The following is a 24,122-nucleotide window of genomic DNA, read 5'->3' as shown; positions in this document are numbered from 1 at the left end:
GCACTTCCGCCGGTCGCCGGCCGGTTCGCGGTAGAGGCGTAGTGGTGCGGCAGAGAGGGAACAACCCCCTGTCGCGAGCGTTGCACGTCAATAGGATGAGACTCGTCCCCCCGCCGCGCCCCGCGCGCGGCGCGAACAGGAAGAAGAGAACATGGCGAAGTACACACTCCCGGACCTCCCGTACGATTTCGCGGCCCTCGAGCCCCACATCAGCGGCAAGATCATGGAGTTGCACCACGACAAGCATCACCAGGCCTACGTCACGGGCGCGAACACCGCGCTCGAGCAGCTCGCCGAGGCGCGCGAGACCGGCAACCTGGCGAACGTGAACAAGCTCGAGAAGGACCTCGCCTTCAACCTCGGCGGTCACGTCAACCACTCGATCTTCTGGACGAACCTCGCCCCGGCCAACGACGGCGGCGGCGGTGAGCCCGAGGGCGAGCTGAAGGCTGCGATCGACGACAACTTCGGCGGCTTCGACAAGTTCCAGGCCCACTTCACGGCCGCGGCCACCGGCATCCAGGGTTCCGGCTGGGCGGTGCTCAGCTGGGACCCGATCGGCGAGCAACTCATCATCCAGCAGCTCTTCGACCAGCAGTCGAACACGGCGCAGGGCACCGTCCCGATCTTCCAGCTCGACATGTGGGAGCACGCCTTCTACCTGGACTACCTCAACGTCAAGGCCGACTACGTCAAGGCCGTCTGGAACATCGCCAACTGGGGCAACGTCGCCGAGCGCTTTTCGACGGCGCGCGAGAAGACGGCGGGCCTGCTCAAGTAGTAGTGTCGTGACCAGGTGAGGATGCCGGGTCCCGCCCGGCAGCGGGGAAGACCCGGCATCCTCTTCTCATATACCAATCGAACGCGTCGAGGTGCTCGGCACCGCCAACACGACGCGACAGAATCGGGAGACAACGTGTCTGTCAAGATCGGCATCAACGGCTTCGGCCGTATTGGACGAAACTTCCTCCGCGCGGCGCTCGAGCAGGGCGCGGACCTGGAGATCGTGGCGGTGAACGACCTCACCGACAACAAGACGCTCGCCCACCTGCTCAAGTACGACTCCGTCGGCGGCCGCCTCGACGCCGAGATCTCGTACGACGCGGACTCGATCACCGTCAATGGCAAGTCCATCAAGGTCTTCGAAGAGCGCGACCCCGCGAACCTGCCCTGGGGCGAGCTGGGTGTCGACATCGTGATCGAATCGACGGGCCGCTTCACCAAGGCCGTCGACGCCAAGAAGCACATCGACGGTGGCGCGAAGAAGGTCATCATCTCGGCTCCCGGCACCGATGTCGACGGCACGTTCGTCATGGGCGTCAACGACGGTGACTACGACTCGGCGACGATGAACATCATCTCCAACGCGTCGTGCACCACGAACTGCCTCGCACCCCTCGCGCAGGTGTTCAACGACAACTTCGGCATCGAGCGCGGCTTCATGATGACCGCGCACGCGTACACGGCCGACCAGAACCTGCAGGACGGCCCGCACAGCGACCTGCACCGCGCTCGCGCCGCGGCGATCAACATCGTCCCGGCCGCGACCGGTGCCGCGAAGGCCATCGGTCTCGTCCTGCCCGAGCTCAACGGCAAGCTGTCCGGCTCGTCGTACCGCGTTCCGGTTCCCACCGGCTCGATCGTCGACCTCACGATCATCACCCCGACCGAGGGGCTGACCGTCGACCAGATCAACGCGGCGTACGAGAAGGCCGCGTCGGAGGGTCCGCTCGTGGGCTACCTGAAGTACAACACCGACGCGATCGTCTCGACCGACATCGTCCACGACCCGCACTCGTCGGTCTTCGACGCGGGCCAGACGAACGTCTCGGGCAACCTCGTCAAGGTGTCGGCGTGGTACGACAACGAGTGGGGCTACTCGAACCGTCTCGTCGACCTCACCGAGCTCGTCGCCGAGAAGCTCTGATCTAGAACATCATGGCTCTGCGTACCCTCGATTCCCTGGGTTCGCTGGCCGGTAAGCGCGTCATCGTCCGTGTTGACTTCAATGTCCCTCTCAAAGAGGGCGTCATCACGGACGATGGCCGTATCCGGGCGGCTCTTCCCACGCTCAATCATCTGATCAACCAGGGCGCGCGCGTCATCGCATGCTCGCACCTCGGTCGCCCCGACGGGGCCCCCGACCCGAAGTACAGCCTCGAGCCGGTCGCACAGCGCCTGTCCGAACTCCTCGGCAAGCCGGTCGCGTTCGCGAACGACACCGTGGGGGAGTCCGCGCAGACCGCGGCATCCGCCCTCGAGGACGGTGACGTCGCCGTCATCGAGAACCTGCGGTTCAACGCCGGGGAGACGGCGAAGGATGCCGGCGAGCGCGGCGCGTTCGCCGAGCAGCTCGCCGCGCTCGGCGAGGCTCTCGTCTCGGACGGGTTCGGCGTCGTACATCGCAAGCAGGCCTCGGTATACGAGCTCGCCGAACTGCTGCCCTCGGCCGCCGGCTTCCTCATCGAGAAGGAGGTCGACGTCCTCGACCGCCTGACCGAGAAGCCGGAGCGTCCGTACGCGGTGGTCCTCGGTGGGTCGAAGGTCAGCGACAAGCTGGGCGTCATCGAGCACCTGCTGCCGCGCGCCGACAAGATCCTCGTGGGTGGGGGAATGCTCTTCACGTTCCTCGCTGCGCAGGGCCTGAAGGTCGGCAGGAGCCTGCTCGAGGTCGACCAGATCGATACCGTCAAGGGCTATATCGCGACGGCGGCGGAAAAGGGCGTCGAGCTCATTCTGCCGGTCGATGCCGTCATGGCCTCCGGGTTCGCGGCCGATGCCGACCACGTCGTGGCCGCCGCGGACGCGCTCGAGGACACCCCCTTCGGTGCCGACGGCATGGGGCTGGACATCGGCCCCGAGACCGCGAAGATCTTCGCCGACGCCATCCGCTCGTCGAAGACCGTGTTCTGGAATGGGCCCATGGGCGTCTTCGAGATGCCGGCATTCGCCGCGGGCACGAAGGCGGTCGCGCAGGCCCTGACCGAGGTGGACGGACTCTCGGTCGTGGGTGGCGGTGACTCTGCTGCGGCCGTGCGTCAGCTCGGCTTCGCGGACGACCAGTTCGGTCACATCTCGACCGGCGGCGGCGCGAGCTTGGAATTCCTGGAGGGCAAGAAGCTCCCCGGGCTGGAGATCCTCGGATGGGAAAGCTGATGGCACGTACCCCCCTCATCGCCGGCAACTGGAAGATGAACCTCGACCATCTGCAGGCGGTCGCGTTCGTCCAGAAGCTGCACTGGACGCTGAAGGACGCCGCGCATGAGGACGGCTCGGTGGAGGTCGCCCTCTTCCCGCCGTTCACCGACATCCGCACGGTGCAGACCCTCATCGACGCCGACAAGATCCCCTTCGCTTTCGGGGCTCAGGACCTCTCGACGAAGGACTCCGGCGCTTACACCGGTGAGGTGTCCGGCGTCTTCCTGTCGAAGCTCGGATGCCGGTACGTCATCATCGGGCACTCCGAGCGCCGTGACTACCACCACGAGACCGACGAGCTCGTCGGCGAGAAGGTGCAGGCGGCACTGCGAAACGGCCTCGTGCCGGTCATCTGCGTGGGCGAGACCCTCGAGCAGCGCGAGGAGTCCGGTCCCACCGCCGTCTCCGTCGGGCAGCTCGAGGTCGCCCTCGAGGGTGTCTCGGCGGACGCCGACATCGTCGTGGCCTACGAGCCGGTCTGGGCCATCGGGACCGGGCAGGTCGCCTCGCCCGAGCAGGCGCAGGAAGTCTGTGCCGCTCTCCGCGCCGTGATCGCCGACAAACTCGGAGCCGACGCTGCGGCGCGCACGCGCATCCTGTACGGCGGGTCGGTGAAGTCGGGCAACATCGCGAGTTTCATGCGCGAGCCCGATGTCGACGGCGCGCTCGTCGGCGGGGCGAGCCTCGTCGCGGACGAGTTCGCCGCGATCATCCGGTACCAGAAGCACGTCGGCGTCTGACGCCCGCGTTCGCGGACGCCTCCCGAAGGAGGCGTCCGCGAACGGTATACTCGACCTTTGTGCGCCCTGCCGTGGGCGCCGCGAAAGGCTTCTTCGACTGTGGACATCCTCGAGTTCGTGCTGCAGGTCCTGCTGGGGATCACCAGCCTCCTGCTGACCCTCCTGATCCTGCTGCACAAGGGACGTGGTGGCGGACTGTCCGACATGTTCGGCGGCGGCGTGAGCTCCGCGATGGGATCGTCGGGGCTCGCCGAACGCAACCTCAACCGCTTCACCGTCGTCCTTGCGCTCGTGTGGTTCGTCTCCATCGTCGCGCTCGGACTCATCACAAAGTTCCAGGGGATCTGATGGCCACCGGAGGAAACGCGATCCGCGGCACCCGTGTCGGTGCCGGACCCATGGGCGAGCAGGATCACGGCCACCACGCCGACCGCGTCGCGGTGTCGTACTGGGATGCCCTGGGCAACGAGACTGTCCGCTACTTCGCGGCGGGGATTCCCGAGGAGGAGATCCCCGAAGTCATCGATTCGCCGCACTCGGGTCTGCCTGCCGGTCGCGATAAGGACAACCCACCCGCGCTCGCGAAGACCGAGCCGTACAAGACGCACCTCGCCTATGTGAAAGAGCGTCGTACCGAGGAAGAGGCCGACGCCCTCCTCGAGGATGCTCTGCACCAGTTGCGCGAGCGGCGCGGGCAGGCCTGAGCGCTCAGAACTCCTGATCGATGAGTTCGCCGGGAACGTTCGCCGCGGCATCCTCATCGACGAAGAAGAGAGTGCGCCGCCGCCCCTTCGCACCCGCCGCCGGCACCGTCTCGTAGCTCGCGCCCGCGAGCGCCAGTCCGAGGGCGGACGCCTTGTCGACGCCGGAGACGACGAGCCAGACGCACCGTGATGAGTTCAGGACGGGGCGCGTGAGGCTCAGTCGGTCGTTCGGGGGCTTCGGAGCGTCGTGCACCGCGACGACGGTGCGGTCGGTGACCTGGATCTCGGGGCGATCAGGGAAGAGCGACGCGATGTGGCCGTCCGGGCCGACGCCGAGGAAGCAGAGATAGAAGGCGGGCCACGCTCGCTCTTCGTCGCCGTAGCGGGCGAGCTCTGCGGCGTACGCCTCCGCAGCAGCATCCATGTCGGCGACTTCACCCACGGCCGCGAGCGGGTGGACGTTCTGCCGTGGGATGTCGATGTGATCGATGAACGCGGCATGCGCACCGACGTCGTTGCGGTCGGGGTCCCCGGCGGGCAGGAAGCGCTCGTCGCCCCACCACAAATGAACCGTCGACCAGTCGACGTCCGCGCGCCTCGGATGCGCACCCGCCGCGCGGAGTACAGCGGTGCCGATGTTGCCGCCTGTGAGGACGAGGTGCGAGGTCTTGCCTGCGAGCGAGCGACGGATGAGGCGCACGATGAGCCGTTCCGCGACGTCGGATGCCAGGGTCTCGGCGCCCGCGCTGACGACCACGCGCTTCTCGGTCCACAACTGCGCCATCGGAGCTCCTAAGACTCGGACTGGGGGGACGCCTCGAGATGCTCGGGGGGTCCGATCAGGTCCCAGCCTTCCGTGATCACTCGACCATACAGGAGGTCGGGATCGAGGCGACGGAGCTCTTCGGCGAGGCACTCGCGCAGGGTCCGCCGAGGCAGCACGATGTCGTGGGCGGGCTGCCCCGGCTGAGTCAATGTCGCGTCGATGTCGTTGCTGCGCTCGAGCAGGATGTCGCCGGACGGTCGGGTCAGTCGCACCGAACGGATGCCGTGGTCCCAATCGCCCTGCGGCGCGTATCGCCACGCCACGGGCACGTCGAGCTCCAGTCGCAGCCACGCGGCGAGAAGACCCGTCGAGGGGGAACTGCCCGCTCCGATGACCTCGACACCCGTGACGGGCTCGTACGGCGGCTGGTCGAGCACCGCGGCGAGCTGCTCGCGCCAGTGCGTCAGACGCGTCCATGCGAGGTCCGTGTCACCGGGGGCGTACGAGGCGCCGAGCTGCGACAAGCGATCCTTCGCGAAGGGCTTCGTCGAGGCATCCGTGATGCGCCGCTGGGCCATGCGTCCGACATCGGATGCCGCGGGCTGGTCGGGCGGGAAGTCGGGCCACCATGCGACGACAGGGGCGTCGGGAAGGAGCAGCCCCGTGATGAGACCCTCCTGGCTGGCGGCCGCCGGTCCGTGCGCGCGCAGCACGATGACCTCGCTCGCTCCGGCGTCGCCGCCGACGCGGATCTGCGCATCGAGCTTCGCGTCGCCCTCGACGTTCGCGATGAGCACGATGACACGCATGGGGTGCTCACGAGACGCGTCGTTGGCGGCCTCGATCGCCTCCTCCTGCAAGCCGTGCGTCGTCACGATGACGAGGGTGAGGACGCGGCCCAGGGCCACGGCGCCGCCCTCTTCGCGCACGCTCACGAGGGAGCGGGCGATCTTCGAGACGGTGGTGTCGGGCAGATCGACGATCACGGGCGCCTCCAGACGCGGCCGTCGCGGGCCAGGAGTTCATCGGCGGACGGGGGACCCCAGGAGCCGGGGGAGTACTGCTCGAGCGGACCGCCCTGCTGGCTCCAGTGCTCCTCGATGGGGTCGAGGATCTTCCAGGAGAGCTCCACCTCTTCGTGACGGGGGAACAGCGGCGGGTCGCCGAGCAGCACATCGAGGATGAGGCGTTCGTAGGCCTCGGGGCTCGACTCCGTGAAGGCGTGGCCGTATCCGAAGTCCATCGTGACGTCGCGGACTTCGTTCGCGGCCCCCGGAACCTTGGAGCCGAAGCGGATCGTGACGCCCTCGTCCGGCTGGACACGGATGACGAGCGCGTTCTGACCGAGCTCAAGGGTTTGGTTCCGCTGGAACAGATGCTGCGGGGCGCGCTTGAACACGACCGCGATCTCGGTCACGCGACGGCCGAGACGTTTGCCCGTGCGCAGGTAGAACGGCACGCCGGCCCAGCGGCGCGTGGCGATCTCGAGCTTCACGGCGGCGTATGTCTCGGTGGTCGAGTCGGGGTTCATGCCGTCCTCGGCGAGGAACCCGGTGACCTCCTCGCCGCCCTGCCAGCCACCGCCGTACTGGCCGCGCGCCGTGGCGGCGGAGAGATCGTCGGGAAGCCGTACCGCGGCGAGGACCTTCTCCTTCTCGGAGCGCAGGTCGGTAGCCGACATCGAGATCGGCTCCTCCATCGCGGTGAGGGCGAGCAGCTGCAGGAGGTGATTCTGGATGACGTCGCGCGCTGCACCGATGCCGTCGTAATAGCCCGCGCGGCCCGCGACACCGATGTCCTCGGCCATCGTGATCTGCACATGGTCGACGTAGTTGGCGTTCCAGATCGGCTCGTAGAGCTCGTTGGCGAAGCGCAGGGCCAGGATGTTCTGGACCGTCTCCTTGCCGAGGTAGTGGTCGATCCGGAAGATCGAGTCGGCGGGGAATGCGACCTCGAGCGCAGCGTTGAGCTCGCGCGCGGTCTGCAGGTCGGAACCGAAGGGCTTCTCGATCACGACCCGACGCCACGCATCGGGGTTCGTCGACTTGTCGTCGACGAGACCCGACTGCTTGAGCTGCTTCGCGACGATGGGGAAGTCGCGCGGCGGAATCGAGAGGTAGAACGCATGGTTGCCCATCGTGCCGCGCTCGACGTCGAGCTTCTCAACGGTCTCGCGCAGGCGTCGGAACGCGTCATCGTCGCCGAACTCGCCGGAGACGAAGCGGATGCCCTGCAGCAGCTGCTTCCACGTCTCCTCACGAAACGGCGTACGGGCGTACTGTCGCACCGAGTCGTGCACGACCTGCGCGAAATCCTGGTCCTCCCAGTCGCGTCGCGCGAACCCGACCAGCGCGAAGCCCGGTGGGAGCAGGCCTCGGTTGGCCAAGTCGTAGACGGCGGGCATGAGCTTCTTGCGCGACAGGTCTCCTGTCACGCCGAAGATGACGAGCGCGCTGGGACCGGCGATGCGGTTCAGGCGGCGGTCATCGGGGTCGCGCAGGGGGTTGTGCCCACGCGAGATCTCCACGGTCATCGGAAAGAACTCTCCTACTGCGCTGCTTCGAACAGCGCCAACACATCTGTCTGCGGGTCGGTGAGGGTCAGCGTCACGACGGGACGCTCGTGTGCGATCAGAACGGACGCGTCGCCGGCAGCCTGTGCGGCGATCAGTTGACCGAAGGTGAACGGGCGACCCGGGATTTCGAGATCGACTTCGCCCGAACCGAGGATCTGCAGATACACGCCGTCGGCCGGTCCGCCCTTGTGGTACTGGCCGGTTGAATGCAGGAACCGCGGACCCCACCCGAAGGTGGTGGGTCGCCCGCTATCGGCGGCGACGAGCTCCCGAAGTCCCGCGAGCTGCGGCACGGCGGTGCGATCGACGTAGGCCTGGATCGCGACGTATCCGCTTGCGCCGAGGCGAGCCCAGAGCGCGTCGAGAACGCCCGCCAGGGTGCCGGAGGCGGCCAGAGCGGCATCCGACACGCGCACCTCGACGTCGCCCTCGACGAACGCCGGAGCTCCGGTCTCGGGGCGCGCGTCGAGGAGCCCTCGGGTAGCTTCCTTCGCGGACTCGACGTCGGGCTGATCGAACGGGTCGATGCCCAGCAGGCGACCTGCGATGGCCGTCGCGTACTCCCACACCACGAACTGCGCGCCGAGCGAACCGCTGATGAGGATCTCGTCGGGGTGCTGTTCGATGATCTGGAAGTGCACCGCGTCGTCCACGAGGCGCAGGATCTGCAGGTCCGCCGGGGTCTGCTCGACTTCCGGGGACACCGGCAGGAGGACGACCGGGAGGATGCCGGTGCCCTTCTTGCCGGTGGACTCCGCGACGAGCTGCTCGATCCAGTCGGGCAGACCCACGATGTGCGTGCCGTCCGGCACGAGCCCGAGCTTGTCACGACGGGGGATGCCCGTGGCGTTGCCGGCGATGGCGGCGGCGAGGACGAGCGCGGGGTTGCGCGGGTCGTCGATCGCGACCTCGAGCAGTGTCGCCTCCGCCTCGTCGAGGAGCTCGGAGATGTCGACGCCGGCGAGGCCCGACGGTACGAGCCCGAAGGCGGTCAGGGCGGAATACCTCCCGCCGACGGTCGGGTCGGCGTTGAAGACGCGGTAGCCGGCCTCACGCGCTGATGTGTCGAGCGGCGAACCCGGGTCCGTCACGACCACGATGCGTTCTGCGGGGTCGATACCGAGGTCGTGCCACGCAGCCTCGAACGCGCGTCGTGCGGAGTCCGTCTCGACCGTCGACCCGGACTTCGAGGAGACGACGAGGACGGTCTCGGCGAGGCCGCCGGCCGCACTGTCACCGTCGATCGCGGCGAGGACCTGCCCTGGAGCAGTCGAGTCGAGGACGACCAGTGGGACTCCGGCGGTCGCCGCGATCACCTCGGGGGCGAGCGACGAACCGCCCATCCCGGCGAGGACGACGCGCGTGATGCCGCGGCCGACGAGTTCCGCGCGCAGCGCTTCGATCTCGGGCACCAGCGGCCGGGAGACGGTGACCGCGTTCACCCACCCCAGGCGGCGCGCGGCCTCCTCTGCGGCATCCGGACCCCAGAGGTCGGGATCACCTGCGGTGATCCCGCTCGCGACCAGCGCGTCGACGAGAGCGGGCAGCGTCGCGTCGACGACGTGCTTGACACGTCCGGAGACGTGGATCTCGAAACTCACCGGGCGTTCTCCGGCGCGGCGGCGAGCGCCGCGGAAACCGTCGCTTTGAGGTCCTGCCAGGACGCGATGAACTTTTCGACACCCTCGTCCTCGAGCAGCTGCGTGACATCGGCGATGTCGATGCCGGCAGCGGCGAGCTCGTCGAAGACGCGATGAGCGTCGGCGTAGGCGCCGGTGATGGTGTCGCCGGTCACCACGCCGTGGTCGTACGTGGCCTCGAGGGTCTTCTCGGGCATCGTGTTGACGGTGCCGGGCGCCACGAGTTCGGTCACGTAGAGCGTGTCGGGCAGAGCCGGGTCCTTGACGCCGGTGGAGGCCCACAGGGGGCGCTGCACGTTGCCGCCGGCGGCGACGAGCTCCTGCGCGCGCGGCTCGGCGAAGCGCTTCTCGAACAGCTCGTATGCCAGGCGCGCGTTGGCGAGGCCCGCCTTCGACTTCAGCGCGAGCGCGGCGTCGGTGCCGATCTGAGCGAGGCGCTTGTCGACCTCGGTGTCCACGCGGGAGACGAAGAAGGAGGCGACGGAGTGGATGCCGCGGAGGTCGTGACCGTTCGCGCGGGCCTGCTCGAGTCCGGCGAGGTAGGCGTCGATGACCTCGCCGTAGCGCTCGAGCGAGAAGATCAGGGTCACGTTGACCGAGATGCCGGCGGCGAGAGTCGCGGTGATCGCGGGCAGGCCCGCCTTCGTCGCGGGGATCTTGATGAGCGCGTTCGGGCGGTCGACCTTGGCCCACAGCTGCTGCGCCTCGGCGGTCGTCGCGGCCGTGTCATGCGCGAGGTCGGGGGAGACCTCGATCGATACGCGGCCGTCGACGCCACCCGTCGCATCGAACACGGGACGGAAGATGTCCGCAGCATCCGCGACATCGGTCGTGGTGATCTCGAAGATCGCCTCGTCGGCCGAGACACCCCGGGCCGCGAGCGCGGCCAGGGGGGCGTCGTACGAATCGTCGTCCTTGTTGCCGATCGCGGCCTGGAAGATCGACGGATTCGTCGTCACGCCGGACACGTCGCGCGTCTTGATGAGGTCGGCGAGGTTGCCGGAGTCGATGCGCTTGCGGGAGAGATCGTCGAGCCAGATGCTGACGCCGGCGGCGGCGAGGTCCTGCGTGGGGGTGCTCATGCGTTGTTCTCCTTGACGGTCTCGCGGGCCGCTTCCACGACCGCATCGGCGGTGATGCCGAACTTCTCGAACAGGGTCTTGTAGTCGGCGGACGCGCCGAAGTGGTCGATGCCGATGGTGCGGCCGGTGTCGCCGACGATGCTCCGCCACAGCGGGGTGGAGCCCGCCTCGACGGAGACGCGGGCCTTGATGGCCGCCGGGAGGACCGACTCGCGGTACTCCGGCGTCTGCTCGGCGAACCACTCGAGCGACGGTGCTGACACGACGCGGGCCTGGATGCCGTCCCCGGCGAGCGTTTCGCGCGCCTGAACGGCGAGCTGAACCTCGGAGCCCGTGGCGACGAGGATCACGTCCGGGGCGCCGTTCTCGGCGTCGATGAGCACGTACGCGCCCTTCGCGACGCCGTCCGTGGTCGCGAAGCCCTGCTCGCCGCGCGGGAACACGGGGATGTTCTGCCGCGTGAGGGCGATGCCGGTGGGGCCTCCCGTGGTGCGGCGGACGATCTCGAGCCACGCCGCGGCGGTCTCGTTCGCATCTGCGGGGCGCACGACGGTGAAGTTCGGGATCAGGCGCAGCGTGGACAGCTGCTCGATCGGCTGGTGGGTGGGCCCGTCCTCGCCGAGCGCGACGGAGTCGTGCGTCCACACGAACACGGACGGGATGTCCATGAGCGCGGCGAGGCGTACCGGGGGGCGCATGTAGTCGCTGAAGATCAGGAACGTGCCACCGAACGGGCGCGTCGGCCCGTGCAGCTTGATGCCGTTGACGATCGCGCCCATCGCGTGCTCGCGGATGCCGAAGTGCAGCACGCGCCCGTACGGATCGCCGGACCACTCGTGGGTGGACCACTCCGCCGGGATGAACGACTTGGCATCCTTGATCGTCGTGAGGTTCGACTCGGCGAGGTCCGCCGAACCGCCCCAGAGCTCGGGGAGCTGCGCGGCGAGCGCGTTGATGACGGTGCCCGACGCGGCACGAGTGGACACGTCCTTGCCCGCCTCGAACGTCGGCGCCGTGAGGTCGTCGGGCAGTTCGCCCGCCTCGAGTCGGTCGAGCAGCGCCTTGCGTTCGGGGTTCGCGGAAGCCCACGCGTCGAAGTCCGCCTGCCACGCCTTGCGTGCCTCGGCGGCCCGGTCACCGAGTTCGCGGGTGTGCGCGATGACGGCGTCGTCGACGGCGAAGTGCTGCTCGGGGTCGAAGCCGAGGACCTTCTTCGTCGCGGCGAGCTCGTCCGCTCCTAGCGCGGACCCGTGGATCTTGCCGGAGTTCTGCTTGCCCGGCGACGGGTAGCCGATGATCGTCTTCAGGATGATCAGCGACGGCTTGGACGTCTCGCCCTGCGCGGCCTCGATCGCCGCGTACAGCTCGGCGACGTCCTCGACGTACTCGCCGGTCTTCTTCCAATCCACGACCTGGACCTGCCAGCCGTACGCCTCGTATCGCTTCGCGACGTCTTCCGTGAAAGCGACGTTCGTGTCGTCTTCGATCGAGATCTGGTTGGAATCGTAGATCGCGATCAGGTTGCCGAGCTCCTGGTGACCCGCGAGGCTGGAGGCCTCCGATGTCACGCCCTCCTGCAGGTCGCCATCGCCGGCGATCACGTACACGAAGTGGTCGAACGGCGAGGTGCCCGCGGCAGCGGCGGGGTCGAACAGGCCTCGCTCGTATCGTGCCGCGTACGCGAACCCGACCGCGGAGGCGAGGCCCTGACCGAGAGGACCCGTCGTGATCTCCACGCCCTTCGTGTGACCGTACTCCGGGTGCCCCGGAGTCAGCGACCCCCACGTGCGGAGCTCCTCGAGGTCCTTCAGCTCCAGACCGAACCCGCCCAGATACAACTGCACGTACTGTGTGAGCGACGAGTGACCCGCCGAGAGGATGAACCGGTCGCGTCCCAGCCACTGCGTGTCCGCCGGGTCGTGGCGCAGGACCCGCTGGTAGAGCAGGTACGCCGCGGGAGCAAGACTCATCGCCGTTCCCGGATGGCCGTTGCCCACCTTCTCGACGGCGTCCGCCGCGAGCACTCGGGCGGTGTCCACCGCACGCCGATCGATTTCATCCCAACGCAGTTCCGACACGGACCGCCCTTTCGAGAGTGAGGGGAGTGCGGCCGAGGGGATCGGGCGGCGGCGCCGCTGTGTGTCCGGCGCTCGGCGGCGCTTGTGGTTTCAGCTTACCGACTGCGCGTACCGTGGCGGCCATGTGACGCAACTGCGCGTCATGACTGCCGCTGAGGCTGTCGGTACAACATAATGTACGGCGTCCAACCCGATGAACACAAGACAGCATCTGCGCAAAGCGCCCTGTCCTAGACTGGACACGGCAGTCAGCGGAGGGAAAGACACATGGCGCAGGCGAGCGCGACACTCGAGCCGGAACTGGGTCGACGCTCCGTCGGCAGCACCGTCCGCGCGTATGTCACCCTGACGAAGCCTCGCGTTCTCGAGCTTCTGCTCGTGACGACCGTTCCCGTCATGATCCTCGCACAGGGCGGGATGCCGAACCTCTGGCTCGTCCTCGCGACCACGATCGGCGGCGCCATGAGTGCCGCCTCGGCGGCCGCCTTCAACATGTACCTCGATCGCGACATCGACGCGCACATGCATCGCACGGAGAACCGCCCCCTCGTGACCGGTGAGATCTCGCCGCGCGCGGGCCTCGTCTTCGCGTGGACCCTCGCGGTGGCATCCACGGTCTGGCTGCTCGTGACGACCAACTGGCTCGCAGCAGTCCTCAGCGTCGCGGCGATCTTCTTCTATGTCGTGATCTACACCATGATCCTCAAGCGCCGCACGGAGCAGAACATCGTGTGGGGCGGGATCGCGGGCTGCTTCCCCGTGCTGATCGGGTGGAGCGCCGTCACGGGGTCGCTCGCCTGGCCGCCGTTCATCCTCTTCGTCCTCGTCTTCCTCTGGACGCCGCCGCACTATTGGCCGCTGTCGATGAAGTACAAGGGTGACTACCAGGAGGCGGACGTGCCGATGCTCGGCGCGACGCGCGACGGAGTGCAGGTCGGCCTGCAGGTGATCCTGTACGCGTGGGCCACCGTCGCGTGCTCGCTGCTGTTGACGCCGGTCGCAGGCATGGGGCTCGTGTACACCGTCTCTGCACTGGTGTTCGGCGGGTGGTTCGTGTTCGAGGCGCACGTGCTCTACCACCGCGCGGCCCGCGGTGAGCAGATCAAGCCCATGCGCGTCTTCCACGCATCGATCACGTATCTGACGCTGCTGTTCGTCGCGATCGCGATCGACCCGCTGCTCCCGTTCTGAATTCGCGCGAGTCGGGGTTCGCCCACACAGACGAAAGAGCCCGTCCCCTCGGGGAACGGGCTCTTTCGTGTGTGTAAGCGACTCAGAGAGCGGCGACCTGCTTCGCGATCGACGACTTGCGGTTCGCGGCCTGGTTCTCGTGGATGACGCCCTTGCTCACGGCCTTGTCGAGCTTCTTGGATGCCTTGGCGAGCGCCTTCTCGGCAGCGGCCTTGTCGCCGGCGGCGATCGCCTCGCGGGTGCGGCGCACCTCGGTCTTCAGCTCGCTCTTGACGGCCTTGTTGCGCTCGCGCGCCTTCTCGTTGGTCTTGTTGCGCTTGATCTGCGACTTGATGTTCGCCACGTTCGACGGCTCTTTCGTTCGGTTTTCGATGGATGTGCCGGGGTGGCGGTAGAGGGGCGCCTCCGGCGGCGCACGAGGTGGGACCCGTGCGCAAGCCAATCACCGAGTCTACCAGGTGTGTCGCCGCGGCTTCGAATCGCCCGCGACCACCGGGTGCGGCATGATCGGATCACCGGCTGTGCCGGTCGCCGATGAAGGAGTCGCCCGTGTCCGCATCGTCCCGCACCCGCCAGGTCGACACCGTCTCGCGTCGCGCCGGCGGACGGTGGTTCGTGCTCTTCACCCTCGCCTGGCTCGCGATCTGGACGGCGCAGCTCACGCCGCTCCAGCTGCTCATCCCGCTGCAGCTGAACACGCCCGACGATGCCGACGGGTGGATCTCGGGCGTCGTCTCGTCGGGGCTCGTCCTCGCGGTCGGCGGCCTCGCCGGAGTCATCGCCGGTCCGCTTGCGGGCGGGATGAGTGACCGGAGCCGCGGAGCGTTCGGACGACGCCGGCCGTGGGTGCTCGGCGGGACGGTGCTCGCGGCCGCTTCCCTCGTCGCCATCGCGGGCGCGAGCGGGCCGTGGGGAGTGGGGGCCGCCTGGGTCGGTGTCTCGGTGGGGGTCGCCGTGGCATCCGCTGCGCTCACTGCGCTCATCGCCGACCAGCTGTCGGATCAGCGCGGAGCGGCCTCCGCCGTGGTGGCGTCCTCGCAGGCGGTCGGGATCGTCGTGGGCGTGGGCGTGATCGTCCTGCTCTCACTCGGCGTCGTCACGGGATACCTCGCGCTGGCCGGGTTCCTTTTGGTCGGCGGAATGGCGGCGGCGTTCCTGCTGCCCGATCCACCGGCGCCGCGGGCGTCCGCGGCCGCGCGCACCCGCCGGTCGCTCGGGGAGCGTCTCGCCGCTTTCAGCGATCGTGACTTCGCGTGGCTGCTCGGGGGTCGACTCGTCGTGAACATCGGGAACGCGCTCGGCACGGGGCTGCTGCTGTTCTTCCTCCTCTACGGACTGCACCGCGACGCGGCGGGGGCGGAGGACGATCTCCTGCTGCTCATCGTCGTGTACACCGTGTTCGTGGTGGCGGCGTCGATCTTCGCGGGGGCGATATCCGACCGCTCCGGCCATCACGTGGCCCTCACCGTCGCCGCCGCGATCGTGCAGGGTGTCGCCGCGCTCCTCATCGCCGCACTGCCGGGGTTCGAGACGACGCTCGCCGCCGCGGCGCTCCTCGGCATCGGTTACGGCGCGTACATGTCGGTGGGCCTCGCGCTCGCGACCGACCTCCTGCCGTTCCCCGATGACAGCGCCCGCGACCTCGGAATCGTGAACGTCTCTGCGGCGCTCGGTCAGCTGCTCGGGCCGGTGTTGGGCGCAGGGCTCGTCGCGCTCGTCGGCGGCTTCTGGCTCCTGTTCGTCGTCGGAGGCGCCCTGTCGATCGTCGGAGGGCTCATGACCCTCGCGATCGGCAAACGGCGGGGGCCTTCAACGCCCTGAACGGGTGGATGCCTCGGCCTCCATCGACGCGAGGGCGACGTCGAGCAGGGCGTTGAACACGCGCGGGCGCATCGCCGTGACGAGGTGGCTCGTGCGCGGCACGACGATGAGTTCGGCGTGCGGCACCTGCGACGCGAACAGACGCTCGTTCACGCGCAGCTGGTCGAACTGACCGTTGATGAACCAGGTGGGGATCTCGATCCGCCGGAGCGCGGCGAGCAGGTCCAGGATCGACAGGCTCCGCAGCGCGTCGTCCTGCGCGTCATAGGCATACCCGCCCGCCCCGAAGTCGGCGCGCGTCTCGTAGGGGAGGGTGCGATCGAGCACCCACTCCGCGATCCGGGAGCCGCGCCCGGGGAGTCGGTCGAAGCCGCGGGCGAGCGTGCGGTACGTCGCGAGCGCCGCGCCGCGGGGGAGCGCCGTGCAGGAGGCGCCGATGAACGCATCCACGGGCGGGCGTTGCTCTTGCCCGACGTACGCCGTGCAGACGAGCCCGCCCATCGAATGGCCGACGAGCAGCACCTGGCCGCCCGATGCGGCGTCGCGGACCGCGGTGTCGATCGTCTGGAGCGCCCCCTCGAGGGTGAAAGTCTCCGCCATCCGGGTACCGTGACCCGGCAGATCGACCGCCACCCCGATGACTCCGCGCGCCGCGAGGTGCTCGACCTGTCCCCGCCACATCGTTGCGGACGTCCGGATGCCGTGCACCATCACCACCGTCGTCGTCACCCTGCCAGCCTAGACAGAGCGACGACGACGGCGACGATCAGAACAAGACCCGCACGCGCGTCGGGTCACTCGTCGAGCCCGCAATTGCAGAGGAGTCGGCGGGTACGAAGGTCGCTGTGTAGCTGTGCGTGCCCGCCGTCAGGCGGCCGAGAGTGAAGGTCGCGACGCCGTAGCGCACCTTCACGGTCGCGACGACCGTGTCGCCCTCGCGGAAGACCACACTGCCGTCGGGGCGCGCGCCGTCGCCCTGCCGCACCGTCGCCACGAGCGTCGAAGGCACGAGGCGGTTGATGTGGATGGGGAGGATCGCGGTGAGGCGGGTCGTCGTCTCGACGAGCGGCACGGATGCCTCGACCTCGAACGGCACGTGGACGACCGTGCCCGATGCCGGGGACGTCAGGGTCAACTCCGCCGTGCCAGCCGGCAGGTCGGCCGGGACGGTGACCGTCACCGATGCCCCACCGGCGCTGACCGGCACCTCTCCGAGAGCGCGGTCGCCGAGGGCGATCTGCAGCGACGTGTTTTGCGGAGCGCCGCGACTCGTCATGTCGAGGCCCGACACCTGGAAGGTCATGGCGGACCCGGCATCCACCGCCTCCGGGACGCCGGCGACCTGCACGGCCTGCTTCGCGAACGACGGCGCGAGCGGAGAGTTGTCGGCGATGTAGTCCATCCACGCCTCGTAGTCGAGGAGGCCGGTGTCGACGTAATCGCTGCCCTCGGTGAAGACCCGGAAGTTGTCACCGCCCGTCGCGAGGAACGAGAACGTGCCGATGCGGTAGGTCGCCGCGGGATCGATGGGCTGGCCGTCGACCGTCACCGACGTGATCCGACTGCCCTCCGGGAGCGACGTATCGAATGTATACGTCACGTTGTCGGAGAGGCCCAGCTGCAGGTAGGGGCGCTGCGGCACGCTGCCGTCCGCCGCGCGCTGCCACTGCTGCTCGAGGAGGGTCTCGAACTGCGCTCCCGTCAGGGAGACGAGTGCGAGTGTGTTGTTGAACGGCAGCACGGCGTTCGCCTGCGAGAACGAGATCGTCCCGTCCGGCAGACCCGGCACGGCCGTCGCGCCGAACTCGGCTTGCGTGTCCCAGAGATCCGCGCGCAGGCCGCCCGGGTTCGTCACGCCGATGACGGCACCATTCGGCAGCGAGGACAGACTGTCGCGCAACATGTTGCCGACGGTGTTGCCGAGCGCGGACTCGCTGGCTCGGTCATCGCGGGATCCGCCTGTCCAGACGCCGTCCACGAACGAGCCGCCTGCGTAGGCCGTCGTGATGTCGCCGGAGACCTCACCGGGCGCGGTGTTGCCGACCTCGGCGGCGGCGGCGAGCGCCCGCTTCACGATCGTGTCGACGGCGGCGACCTTCGGGTACGTCGCGACGAGCGTCGCGGCGGATGTTGTCGTGCGCTTCACGAGCTGTTCGGTGTGGGCCGTGACCGCTCCGGTCGACCCGTCCAGTGTGAGCGTGATCTTGCCGACGTTCGCGCCGTACGATCCCGTCTGCACGACGGGGCGAGTGCGGTCGGTGCCCGGGATGGAAGCCGACCACGCATACTCCTTGTGCGTGTGACCGGTGAAGATCGCACCCACCTTCGCATCGGTGTCGTTCACCAGGTGCGCAAACGGGCCACCCGCCGCGAGCTCCTGATCGAGCGTCGCGCCGTCCGGTGTGCCGGCGCCGGCGCCCTCGTGGTAGAGCGCGACGAGCACGTCGGCCTCGCCGTTGGCCGAGTCGCCGTCGGTGAGCTGCGCCGCGACGCGATTGACGGCGTCGACGGGGTCGCCGAAGTCCAGGTCGGCGACTCCGGCGGGGGAGACGAGCGTCGGCGTCTCCTCCGTGACGCCCCCGATGACGCCGACGGTGAGTCCGCCGGCATCCAGCAGCTGGTACTCGGGGAGCGCGGGGGTCGTCGTGCCCTTCAGGTACACGTTGGCGCCGAGTTGCGGGTAGTCCGCCGCGTCGCTGACGCGCCCGGCGAGGTCCGCGAAGCCGCGGTCGAACTCGTGGTTGCCGACGGCGCTCGCCTGGAGGCCCAGCGCGTTCAAGACGTCGATCGTGGGCTGGTCCTTCGCGACCGAGGAGGCGAACAGCGACGCACCGATGTTGTCTCCTGCCGCGAGGAAGAGGCTCGGACCGGATGCCGCCGCGCGCTGCTCCTCGATGGTGCCCGCGAACGCGACGGTGTTCTGGTCGATGCGCCCGTGGAAGTCATTGATGCCGAGGAGCGTCAGCTCGACGGGTGCCGCGGTCGCGGACAGTCCGACGACCACCGGGTCGTGGTCGCTCGAGCGGTAGGCATCGGGCGCATAGAACTCGGTGCCGTGGCTGCGGAAGCGGCTGTACTCGAGGGCGACGGACTCGCCGGAGTTGATGTTCCAGATGTCCGCGCCCGTCGCGCGCGCCTTCGCGGCGGTGCTCAAGAGGATGTGGTCGAGCGAGCCGGAGAGTCCGGAGAAGCTGTACGACGATGAGCCGGCATCGAACGCCTGCGCGGCATCCACGTAGCCCGCGTCGTAGAGCACCTGCAGCGGGTCCTCCTGCGTGTAGGAGTTGAAGTCGCCCGCGAGAGCGACGGCGTCGACGTCGCCACGAATTGCGGCGACCCAGTCGCGCAGCGCCGTCGCCTGGCGCACACGCGACTCGTTCGACGAGCCCTGACCGTCGCCGGCGTCGGCGTCTCCCGGCCACGGGCCGGCGGATCCCTTGGACTTGAAGTGGTTGACGACGAAGAGGAAGGGATCGCCGCCGTCTGCCGGGGTGAACGTCTGCGCAATCGGCTCGCGCGCGTTCTGGAACGCCTCGCCGTCGTCGCTCTGGTCGCCGAGGGCGCGGGAGTCGCCGACCCGCAGGACGGCCGCGGTGCGGTAGATGATCGCGTTGGTGATGACGTCCTGCTCGGCTGCCGGGGGCAGGTCGCTCGACGACGGGACGAACGACCACGTGTCTGCACCGGCGGCGGCGTTGAGCGCGTCGACCAGGGTCGACGTCGCCTCATCGGGCTGCTCGCCGAGAGCCGCGGAGTTCTCGATCTCCATGAGCCCGACGACGTCGGCATCCAGCGCGTTGATCGCCGCCACGATCTTGGTCTGCTGCCGCTCGAGATCGGCCGCATCCCAGGCGCCGCGCTGAGGGCATCCCTCGCGGACGGTCACACCGTCGCCGAGGCGGTCCTTGTAGGCGACGCAGGACGCGGAGTCGGTGCCGAGGGTCGTGAAGTAGTTGAGCACGTTGAAGGAGGCCACCCGCAGGTCGCCGCCGACGTCGTCGGGAGAGGTCGTGCGGGGGTTGTCGAACGCGACACCGTCGGCCCCGGATCCGTCGCCGGCGAGGGGGGTGGTGGGGTTGAGCTTCCACGCGTCGTTGCGGTAGTCGACGATCACGGGGGCGGTGAAGGTGACGGAGGCCCCGACGACGATGGGCTCGACGAGCGAGACGTAGGCCGGGGTCAGGCCGCTGTTGGCCGCCGAGAGGTAGTTGATACTCGTCCCGTCGTCGAGGGTGACGCCGCGCGCGGCGTTGTCGGCGGCGATGGCCGCGGCTTCGGACGAGCCCGGGCGTGCAGCATCCGTCGGCTGTCGGAGCGGCGTCGAGCCCACTGCGAGACCGACCTCGCCGTACTGGTTGGTCGCGTAGGTGTTCGACACGGTGAACTCGCCCTGCGGTGCGACGAGCATCGACTCGAGGCTCTCGCGCTGAGCCGCGTCGGCGGGCCACGCGACGGCGGCAGGTTCCGGGGCCGGCTGAGCGTCGATACGCTGCGCGGCACCCGCCGCCACGGTGATCTCGGTGAGGCCGTTCCACTCAGAGACGACGCCGGTCACGCGGACGGTGTCACCGAGGGTGACCTCGCGGACGGCGCCGGGCGCGTAGACGAACAGGGCATCGGATGCCGCGTGGGCTGCGAGATCGATCGCGCCACCCGTGCCGGAGGTCTGGATCACGTAGCCGTCGAAGCCGCCGGTCGGGTAATGCGCTGTGACGACGCCCTCCGTGGTGACCGTCTGGCCGACGTAGGGCGAGGCATCGCCGGCGCCCTGGACGTCGGCGATGGCAACGACCACCGGGTCGGTCGGATCGGTGGGATCGGTCGGGTCCGTCGGATCGGTCGGGTCGGTCGGATCGGTCGGGTCGCTGGGATCCGCGGGCAGTCCCGTCGGCGTCGGCGCGCCGGCGGTGAAGTCCGCGGCGTTATCGCCTGTGTTGGTGAAGGCGCCGTCACGCGACACGCTCGTCGCGTTGGCGGTGCCGGGTGCCGGCGCGCTGCCGGCGAAGTGCGTCGCGCCACCCCACCCGACGAAGTCGACGACCCGGTCGAGGCCGGCGAGATCCGTCGCTCCGCTGAGCGGAGTCTGGTCGGCGACGAGGGCGACTTTGCCCTGCGAGCCCGACATCGGGATGGATCCCTCGACATCGGCCGTGAAGCCCGGCAGCGACGTGTTCGCACCGGTCGCCTCGCCGATGAGGACCTGCCCCCCGGCGGGGACGGTGATGCCGGTGAGAGGTGTCACCTGCCAGCTGCCGCCCGTCGCCGAGGCGTACTGCACGCTGTACGCGGAGAGGTCGACGGTGGCATCCGACACGTTCGCCAGCTCGATGAAGTCGCGGGCGAGGGCGGCGCCCGCATTGCCGCCGCCGCCGTACACCTCGGAGATCACGACGGGAGCGTCAGCGGAGACGGCCGCCTGCGCGGCGGGCGCGAGCGCGACGCTCGCCGTCGCCGTCGCGAGGACCGTCGCGATCGTCAGCGCGGCGCGAGGGCGCAGCGAGCGGGGGTGAGAAATGGGCGATGCCGGAACCGGGTGCGCGTGCGTCACGATGATCTCTCCGAGGCGGTCCGCGCGCGACTGGGGGTTTCGCGCAGACGTCGGCCGCCAGATTGAGCATTCTTCGGAACCGCACCCGTCGGCAAGCGACAGAACGATTAATTGTTTCTCATCGCAGCTTTTGCTGGCGTGTCGACGGGCCGCCCGGTTATCGTTCGCCGATCGCGTTCCGGCGCGCGGCATCCGCCGTTCGCATCCGCTCTGCGCCGGTAGACTCGACGAGACATGTCACCCCGTGCCTCAAAGCCTCTCGAGCCGTCCGCGACCCCTCCTGAGCTGATCCGCAACTTCTGCATCATCGCCCACATCGACCACGGCAAGTCCACGCTGGCCGACCGCATGCTGCAGATCACCGGCGTGGTCGCCGATCGCGACATGCGCGCCCAGTACCTCGACCGCATGGATATCGAGCGCGAGCGCGGCATCACGATCAAGAGTCAGGCCGTGCGGATGCCGTGGCAGACCGCCGAGGGCACGTTCGCCTTGAACATGATCGACACTCCCGGGCACGTCGACTTCACGTACGAGGTCTCCCGCTCGCTCGCCGCGTGCGAGGGAGCGATTCTGCTGGTGGATGCCGCGCAGGGCATCGAGGCGCAGACGCTCGCGAACCTGTACCTGGCACTCGAGAACGATCTCACGATCATCCCCGTGCTGAACAAGATCGACCTCCCGGCGGCCGACCCGGAGAAGTACGCGGCCGAGCTCGCCAACCTCATCGGCGGAAAGCCGGAGGACGTGCTTCGGGTCTCGGGCAAGACCGGCATGGGTGTCGAGGACCTGCTCGATCTCATCGTCGAGAAGATCCCGGCCCCGGTCGGCGACCCGACCGCTCCCGCGCGCGCGATGATCTTCGACTCCGTGTACGACTCGTATCGCGGCGTCGTGACCTACGTGCGCATGGTCGACGGCAAGCTCGAGCCGCGCGAGCGCATCCAGATGATGTCGACGCGTGCGAAGCACGACCTGCTCGAGATCGGCGTCTCGAGCCCCGAGCCGATCCCCTCCAAGGGGCTCGGTGTGGGCGAGGTGGGCTACCTCATCACCGGTGTGAAAGACGTGCGCCAGTCGAAGGTCGGCGACACGATCACGAACGAGCGGAAGCCCGCGACGGATGCGCTTCCCGGTTACACCGACCCGAAGCCGATGGTCTTCTCCGGGATCTATCCGATCGACGGCAGCGACTATGCGGACCTGCGGGAGGCGCTCGACAAGCTGAAGCTGTCGGATGCCTCGCTGCAGTACGAGCCGGAGACCTCCGTCGCACTCGGCTTCGGCTTCCGCTGCGGCTTCCTCGGGCTCCTCCACCTCGAGATCATCACCGAGCGCCTCTCGCGCGAGTTCGACCTCGACCTCATCACGACGGCGCCGTCGGTCACGTACGACGTGACGACCGACACGGGCGAGCACGTCATCGTGACGAACCCGAGCGAGTACCCGGACGGCCGCGTGGCCTCGGTCTCCGAGCCCGTCGTCAAGGTCGGCATCCTGCTGCCGAAGGACTACGTCGGCACCGTCATGGAGCTCTGCCAGGGCCGCCGGGGAACGCTCCTCGGCATGGACTACCTCTCCGAGGACCGCGTGGAGCTGCGCTACAACATGCCGCTCGGCGAGATCGTGTTCGACTTCTTCGACCAGCTGAAGTCGAAGACGCAGGGCTACGCCTCCCTCGACTACGAGCCCGCGGGCTCGCAGGAAGCCGATCTCGTCAAGGTCGACATCCTGCTGCAGGGCGACAAAGTGGATGCCTTCTCCTCGATCGTCCACCGCGAGAAGGCTTACGCCTACGGCACGATGATGACAGAACGCCTGCGCAAGCTCATCCCGCGGCAGCAGTTCGAAGTGCCCATCCAGGCCGCGATCGGTGCGCGCATCATCGCGCGTGAGAACATCCGCGCGATCCGCAAGGACGTGCTCGCCAAGTGCTATGGCGGTGACATCACCCGCAAGCGCAAGCTCCTCGAGAAGCAGAAGGAGGGCAAGAAGCGCATGAAGATGGTGGGCCGCGTCGAAGTACCCCAGGAGGCGTTCATCGCGGCGCTCTCGGGTGACGTCGAGACCAAGAAGTAGCGCCCGGTTAGGCTGGACGCCATGCGCCGCGGGAAGCCTTGCAAATCGTTGTGGCTTTGCGCTTATCGTCGTGCCGGTTCAACGTCTGCAAGTCCGCACGAGACTGCGATAATCAAAGCGATATGAACGATTCGTCGCAGGAATTCGCGGGCCCTTGGATCGTAGGTCCCTTCGTGACCGATGGCGGCCATGTCGTGGATGCCGATACATGGCTTCATCAAGTTTCTACTGATCCGTTAGGCAAGTACAAGCAATCGGTCATGCAGGTGCTTTGGGAAATCATCGGCCTCACGGATAACCAACGAGCGGCCATGAGGCAGTGCATGTGGAGCGAGCCTGATTCGGGCTCATGGCACTATGCGATGTCAGCCGCAGGGTGGCGGGCGCTCGATGCAGCGGATAGCTGGGGCCTACGTGCGAACCTCGAATACGCCAGGGAGTTGGCTGTGCAAGCAGCGAATAGCGACCAAACAGCCTGGCTAGCTGGCAACTGCGCTGTCACCGCGATTGTGTGCCGCGAGGTGATAATCGCTGATGACTTCGCGATACTCATGCGACCGATGGTTGCTGCTGGATTGGACCATTGAGACAGTCGCGTTCGGTCAAAGCAACGACGCAGCCTCGTCCGCGCAACTCTCGCCTGACGCCTATTCCTCCCTGTCGAGGTTGCAGCGATGCACGTCGTTGACTACTTGAGTGG

At 68.3% G+C, this 24,122-nt stretch carries 19 protein-coding genes; 10 read left to right on the top strand and 9 right to left on the bottom strand.

Annotated features, from left to right (window positions below):
* Positions 1 to 151: 151 nt before the first annotated feature.
* The 6 genes from WFI52_RS11075 to WFI52_RS11050 all read left to right on the top strand — a co-directional run bounded on the left by WFI52_RS11075 (position 152) and on the right by WFI52_RS11050 (position 4,642).
* Positions 152 to 781, top strand: coding sequence for a superoxide dismutase (locus WFI52_RS11075; RefSeq protein WP_336626947.1), 630 nt, complete (start codon positions 152 to 154; stop codon positions 779 to 781).
* A gap of 135 nt (positions 782 to 916) precedes the next feature.
* Positions 917 to 1,927, top strand: coding sequence for a type I glyceraldehyde-3-phosphate dehydrogenase (gene gap / locus WFI52_RS11070; RefSeq protein ID WP_336626946.1), 1,011 nt, complete (start codon positions 917 to 919; stop codon positions 1,925 to 1,927).
* An 11-nt stretch (positions 1,928 to 1,938) separates the two neighbouring features.
* Positions 1,939 to 3,156 carry a phosphoglycerate kinase gene (locus WFI52_RS11065; protein WP_336626945.1) on the top strand — a complete coding sequence of 406 codons (1,218 nt, stop codon included), beginning with the start codon at positions 1,939 to 1,941 and terminating at the stop codon, positions 3,154 to 3,156.
* The gene (gene tpiA / locus WFI52_RS11060; RefSeq protein ID WP_336626944.1) at positions 3,156 to 3,938 is read left to right on the top strand and encodes a triose-phosphate isomerase; all 783 of its coding nucleotides are present in this window, start codon (positions 3,156 to 3,158) and stop codon (positions 3,936 to 3,938) included. Before WFI52_RS11065 ends, tpiA begins: the two co-directional genes overlap by 1 nt.
* Positions 3,939 to 4,037: 99 nt before the next feature.
* Positions 4,038 to 4,286 carry a preprotein translocase subunit SecG gene (gene secG, locus WFI52_RS11055; protein ID WP_336626943.1) on the top strand — a complete coding sequence of 83 codons (249 nt, stop codon included), beginning with the start codon at positions 4,038 to 4,040 and terminating at the stop codon, positions 4,284 to 4,286.
* Positions 4,286 to 4,642, top strand: a complete 357-nt coding sequence (locus tag WFI52_RS11050; protein WP_336626942.1) for an RNA polymerase-binding protein RbpA — start codon at positions 4,286 to 4,288, stop codon at positions 4,640 to 4,642. Before secG ends, WFI52_RS11050 begins: the two co-directional genes overlap by 1 nt.
* Positions 4,643 to 4,646: 4 nt before the next feature.
* Here WFI52_RS11050 and pgl read toward each other — a convergent pair whose 3' ends face one another.
* The 6 genes from pgl to tkt are packed head-to-tail and all read right to left on the bottom strand — an operon-like array spanning position 4,647 to position 12,783.
* Complete coding sequence (gene pgl / locus WFI52_RS11045) at positions 4,647 to 5,426, bottom strand: 6-phosphogluconolactonase (protein ID WP_336626941.1); 780 nt, start codon at positions 5,424 to 5,426, stop codon at positions 4,647 to 4,649.
* A gap of 8 nt (positions 5,427 to 5,434) precedes the next feature.
* Positions 5,435 to 6,394 (bottom strand): glucose-6-phosphate dehydrogenase assembly protein OpcA, encoded by a 960-nt coding sequence (locus WFI52_RS11040; RefSeq protein ID WP_336626940.1) that lies wholly within the window; start codon positions 6,392 to 6,394, stop codon positions 5,435 to 5,437.
* Positions 6,391 to 7,941, bottom strand: coding sequence for a glucose-6-phosphate dehydrogenase (gene zwf / locus WFI52_RS11035; RefSeq protein ID WP_336626939.1), 1,551 nt, complete (start codon positions 7,939 to 7,941; stop codon positions 6,391 to 6,393). The genes WFI52_RS11040 and zwf overlap by 4 nt, the downstream gene beginning before the upstream one ends.
* Positions 7,942 to 7,955: 14 nt before the next feature.
* On the bottom strand, positions 7,956 to 9,584 hold the full coding sequence (locus tag WFI52_RS11030) for a glucose-6-phosphate isomerase (protein WP_336626938.1): 1,629 nt from the start codon (positions 9,582 to 9,584) through the stop codon (positions 7,956 to 7,958).
* Positions 9,581 to 10,705 carry a transaldolase gene (tal, locus tag WFI52_RS11025; protein WP_336626937.1) on the bottom strand — a complete coding sequence of 375 codons (1,125 nt, stop codon included), beginning with the start codon at positions 10,703 to 10,705 and terminating at the stop codon, positions 9,581 to 9,583. Before tal ends, WFI52_RS11030 begins: the two co-directional genes overlap by 4 nt.
* A complete protein-coding gene (gene tkt, locus WFI52_RS11020; protein ID WP_336626936.1) occupies positions 10,702 to 12,783 on the bottom strand; it encodes a transketolase in 2,082 nt (693 codons plus the stop codon). Before tkt ends, tal begins: the two co-directional genes overlap by 4 nt.
* A gap of 267 nt (positions 12,784 to 13,050) precedes the next feature.
* On the opposite strand from tkt, the gene WFI52_RS11015 reads away from it, so the two are divergent.
* Positions 13,051 to 13,974 (top strand): heme o synthase, encoded by a 924-nt coding sequence (locus tag WFI52_RS11015; protein WP_336626935.1) that lies wholly within the window; start codon positions 13,051 to 13,053, stop codon positions 13,972 to 13,974.
* Between the two features lie 82 nt (positions 13,975 to 14,056).
* Here WFI52_RS11015 and rpsT read toward each other — a convergent pair whose 3' ends face one another.
* A complete protein-coding gene (rpsT, locus tag WFI52_RS11010) occupies positions 14,057 to 14,317 on the bottom strand; it encodes a 30S ribosomal protein S20 (RefSeq protein ID WP_036285140.1) in 261 nt (86 codons plus the stop codon).
* Between the two features lie 206 nt (positions 14,318 to 14,523).
* Here rpsT and WFI52_RS11005 point away from each other — a divergent pair, with 206 nt between their 5' ends.
* Positions 14,524 to 15,795: an MFS transporter gene (locus tag WFI52_RS11005; protein ID WP_336626934.1), complete on the top strand. Its 1,272-nt coding sequence runs from the start codon at positions 14,524 to 14,526 to the stop codon at positions 15,793 to 15,795.
* Here WFI52_RS11005 and WFI52_RS11000 read toward each other — a convergent pair.
* Together WFI52_RS11000 and WFI52_RS10995 are read right to left on the bottom strand one after the other, a co-directional pair.
* The gene (locus tag WFI52_RS11000; protein ID WP_336626933.1) at positions 15,784 to 16,524 is read right to left on the bottom strand and encodes an alpha/beta fold hydrolase; all 741 of its coding nucleotides are present in this window, start codon (positions 16,522 to 16,524) and stop codon (positions 15,784 to 15,786) included. The genes WFI52_RS11005 and WFI52_RS11000 overlap by 12 nt on opposite strands.
* A 37-nt stretch (positions 16,525 to 16,561) precedes the next feature.
* Positions 16,562 to 21,343, bottom strand: coding sequence for an ExeM/NucH family extracellular endonuclease (locus tag WFI52_RS10995; RefSeq protein WP_336626932.1), 4,782 nt, complete (start codon positions 21,341 to 21,343; stop codon positions 16,562 to 16,564).
* 234 nt (positions 21,344 to 21,577) lie between these two features.
* On the opposite strand from WFI52_RS10995, the gene lepA reads away from it, so the two are divergent.
* Positions 21,578 to 23,422, top strand: a complete 1,845-nt coding sequence (lepA, locus tag WFI52_RS10990) for a translation elongation factor 4 (RefSeq protein ID WP_336626931.1) — start codon at positions 21,578 to 21,580, stop codon at positions 23,420 to 23,422.
* A 122-nt stretch (positions 23,423 to 23,544) separates the two neighbouring features.
* A complete protein-coding gene (locus WFI52_RS10985) occupies positions 23,545 to 24,009 on the top strand; it encodes a hypothetical protein (protein WP_336626930.1) in 465 nt (154 codons plus the stop codon).
* Positions 24,010 to 24,122 lie beyond the last annotated feature (113 nt).

Source organism: Microbacterium sp. MMO-20 (assembly GCF_037147735.1).
In the GTDB taxonomy this organism is placed as follows: Bacteria; Actinomycetota; Actinomycetes; order Actinomycetales; family Microbacteriaceae; genus Microbacterium.
The sequence above is the reverse complement of the archived record's forward strand: the minus strand, read 5'-3'. Positions and strand labels throughout refer to the sequence as shown.

What these genes read in the sequence shown, in the direction of transcription:
- WFI52_RS11075 (WP_336626947.1), top strand. Translation starts at nt 152, where the DNA reads ATGGCGAAGTACACACTCCCGGACCTCCCGTACGATTTCGCGGCCCTC.
- WFI52_RS11065 (WP_336626945.1), top strand. Translation starts at nt 1,939, where the DNA reads ATGGCTCTGCGTACCCTCGATTCCCTGGGTTCGCTGGCCGGTAAGCGC.
- tpiA (WP_336626944.1), top strand. Translation starts at nt 3,156, where the DNA reads ATGGCACGTACCCCCCTCATCGCCGGCAACTGGAAGATGAACCTCGAC.
- WFI52_RS11050 (WP_336626942.1), top strand. Translation starts at nt 4,286, where the DNA reads ATGGCCACCGGAGGAAACGCGATCCGCGGCACCCGTGTCGGTGCCGGA.
- pgl (WP_336626941.1), bottom strand. Translation starts at nt 5,426, where the DNA reads ATGGCGCAGTTGTGGACCGAGAAGCGCGTGGTCGTCAGCGCGGGCGCC.
- zwf (WP_336626939.1), bottom strand. Translation starts at nt 7,941, where the DNA reads ATGACCGTGGAGATCTCGCGTGGGCACAACCCCCTGCGCGACCCCGAT.
- tal (WP_336626937.1), bottom strand. Translation starts at nt 10,705, where the DNA reads ATGAGCACCCCCACGCAGGACCTCGCCGCCGCCGGCGTCAGCATCTGG.
- WFI52_RS11015 (WP_336626935.1), top strand. Translation starts at nt 13,051, where the DNA reads ATGGCGCAGGCGAGCGCGACACTCGAGCCGGAACTGGGTCGACGCTCC.
- lepA (WP_336626931.1), top strand. Translation starts at nt 21,578, where the DNA reads ATGTCACCCCGTGCCTCAAAGCCTCTCGAGCCGTCCGCGACCCCTCCT.
- WFI52_RS10985 (WP_336626930.1), top strand. Translation starts at nt 23,545, where the DNA reads ATGAACGATTCGTCGCAGGAATTCGCGGGCCCTTGGATCGTAGGTCCC.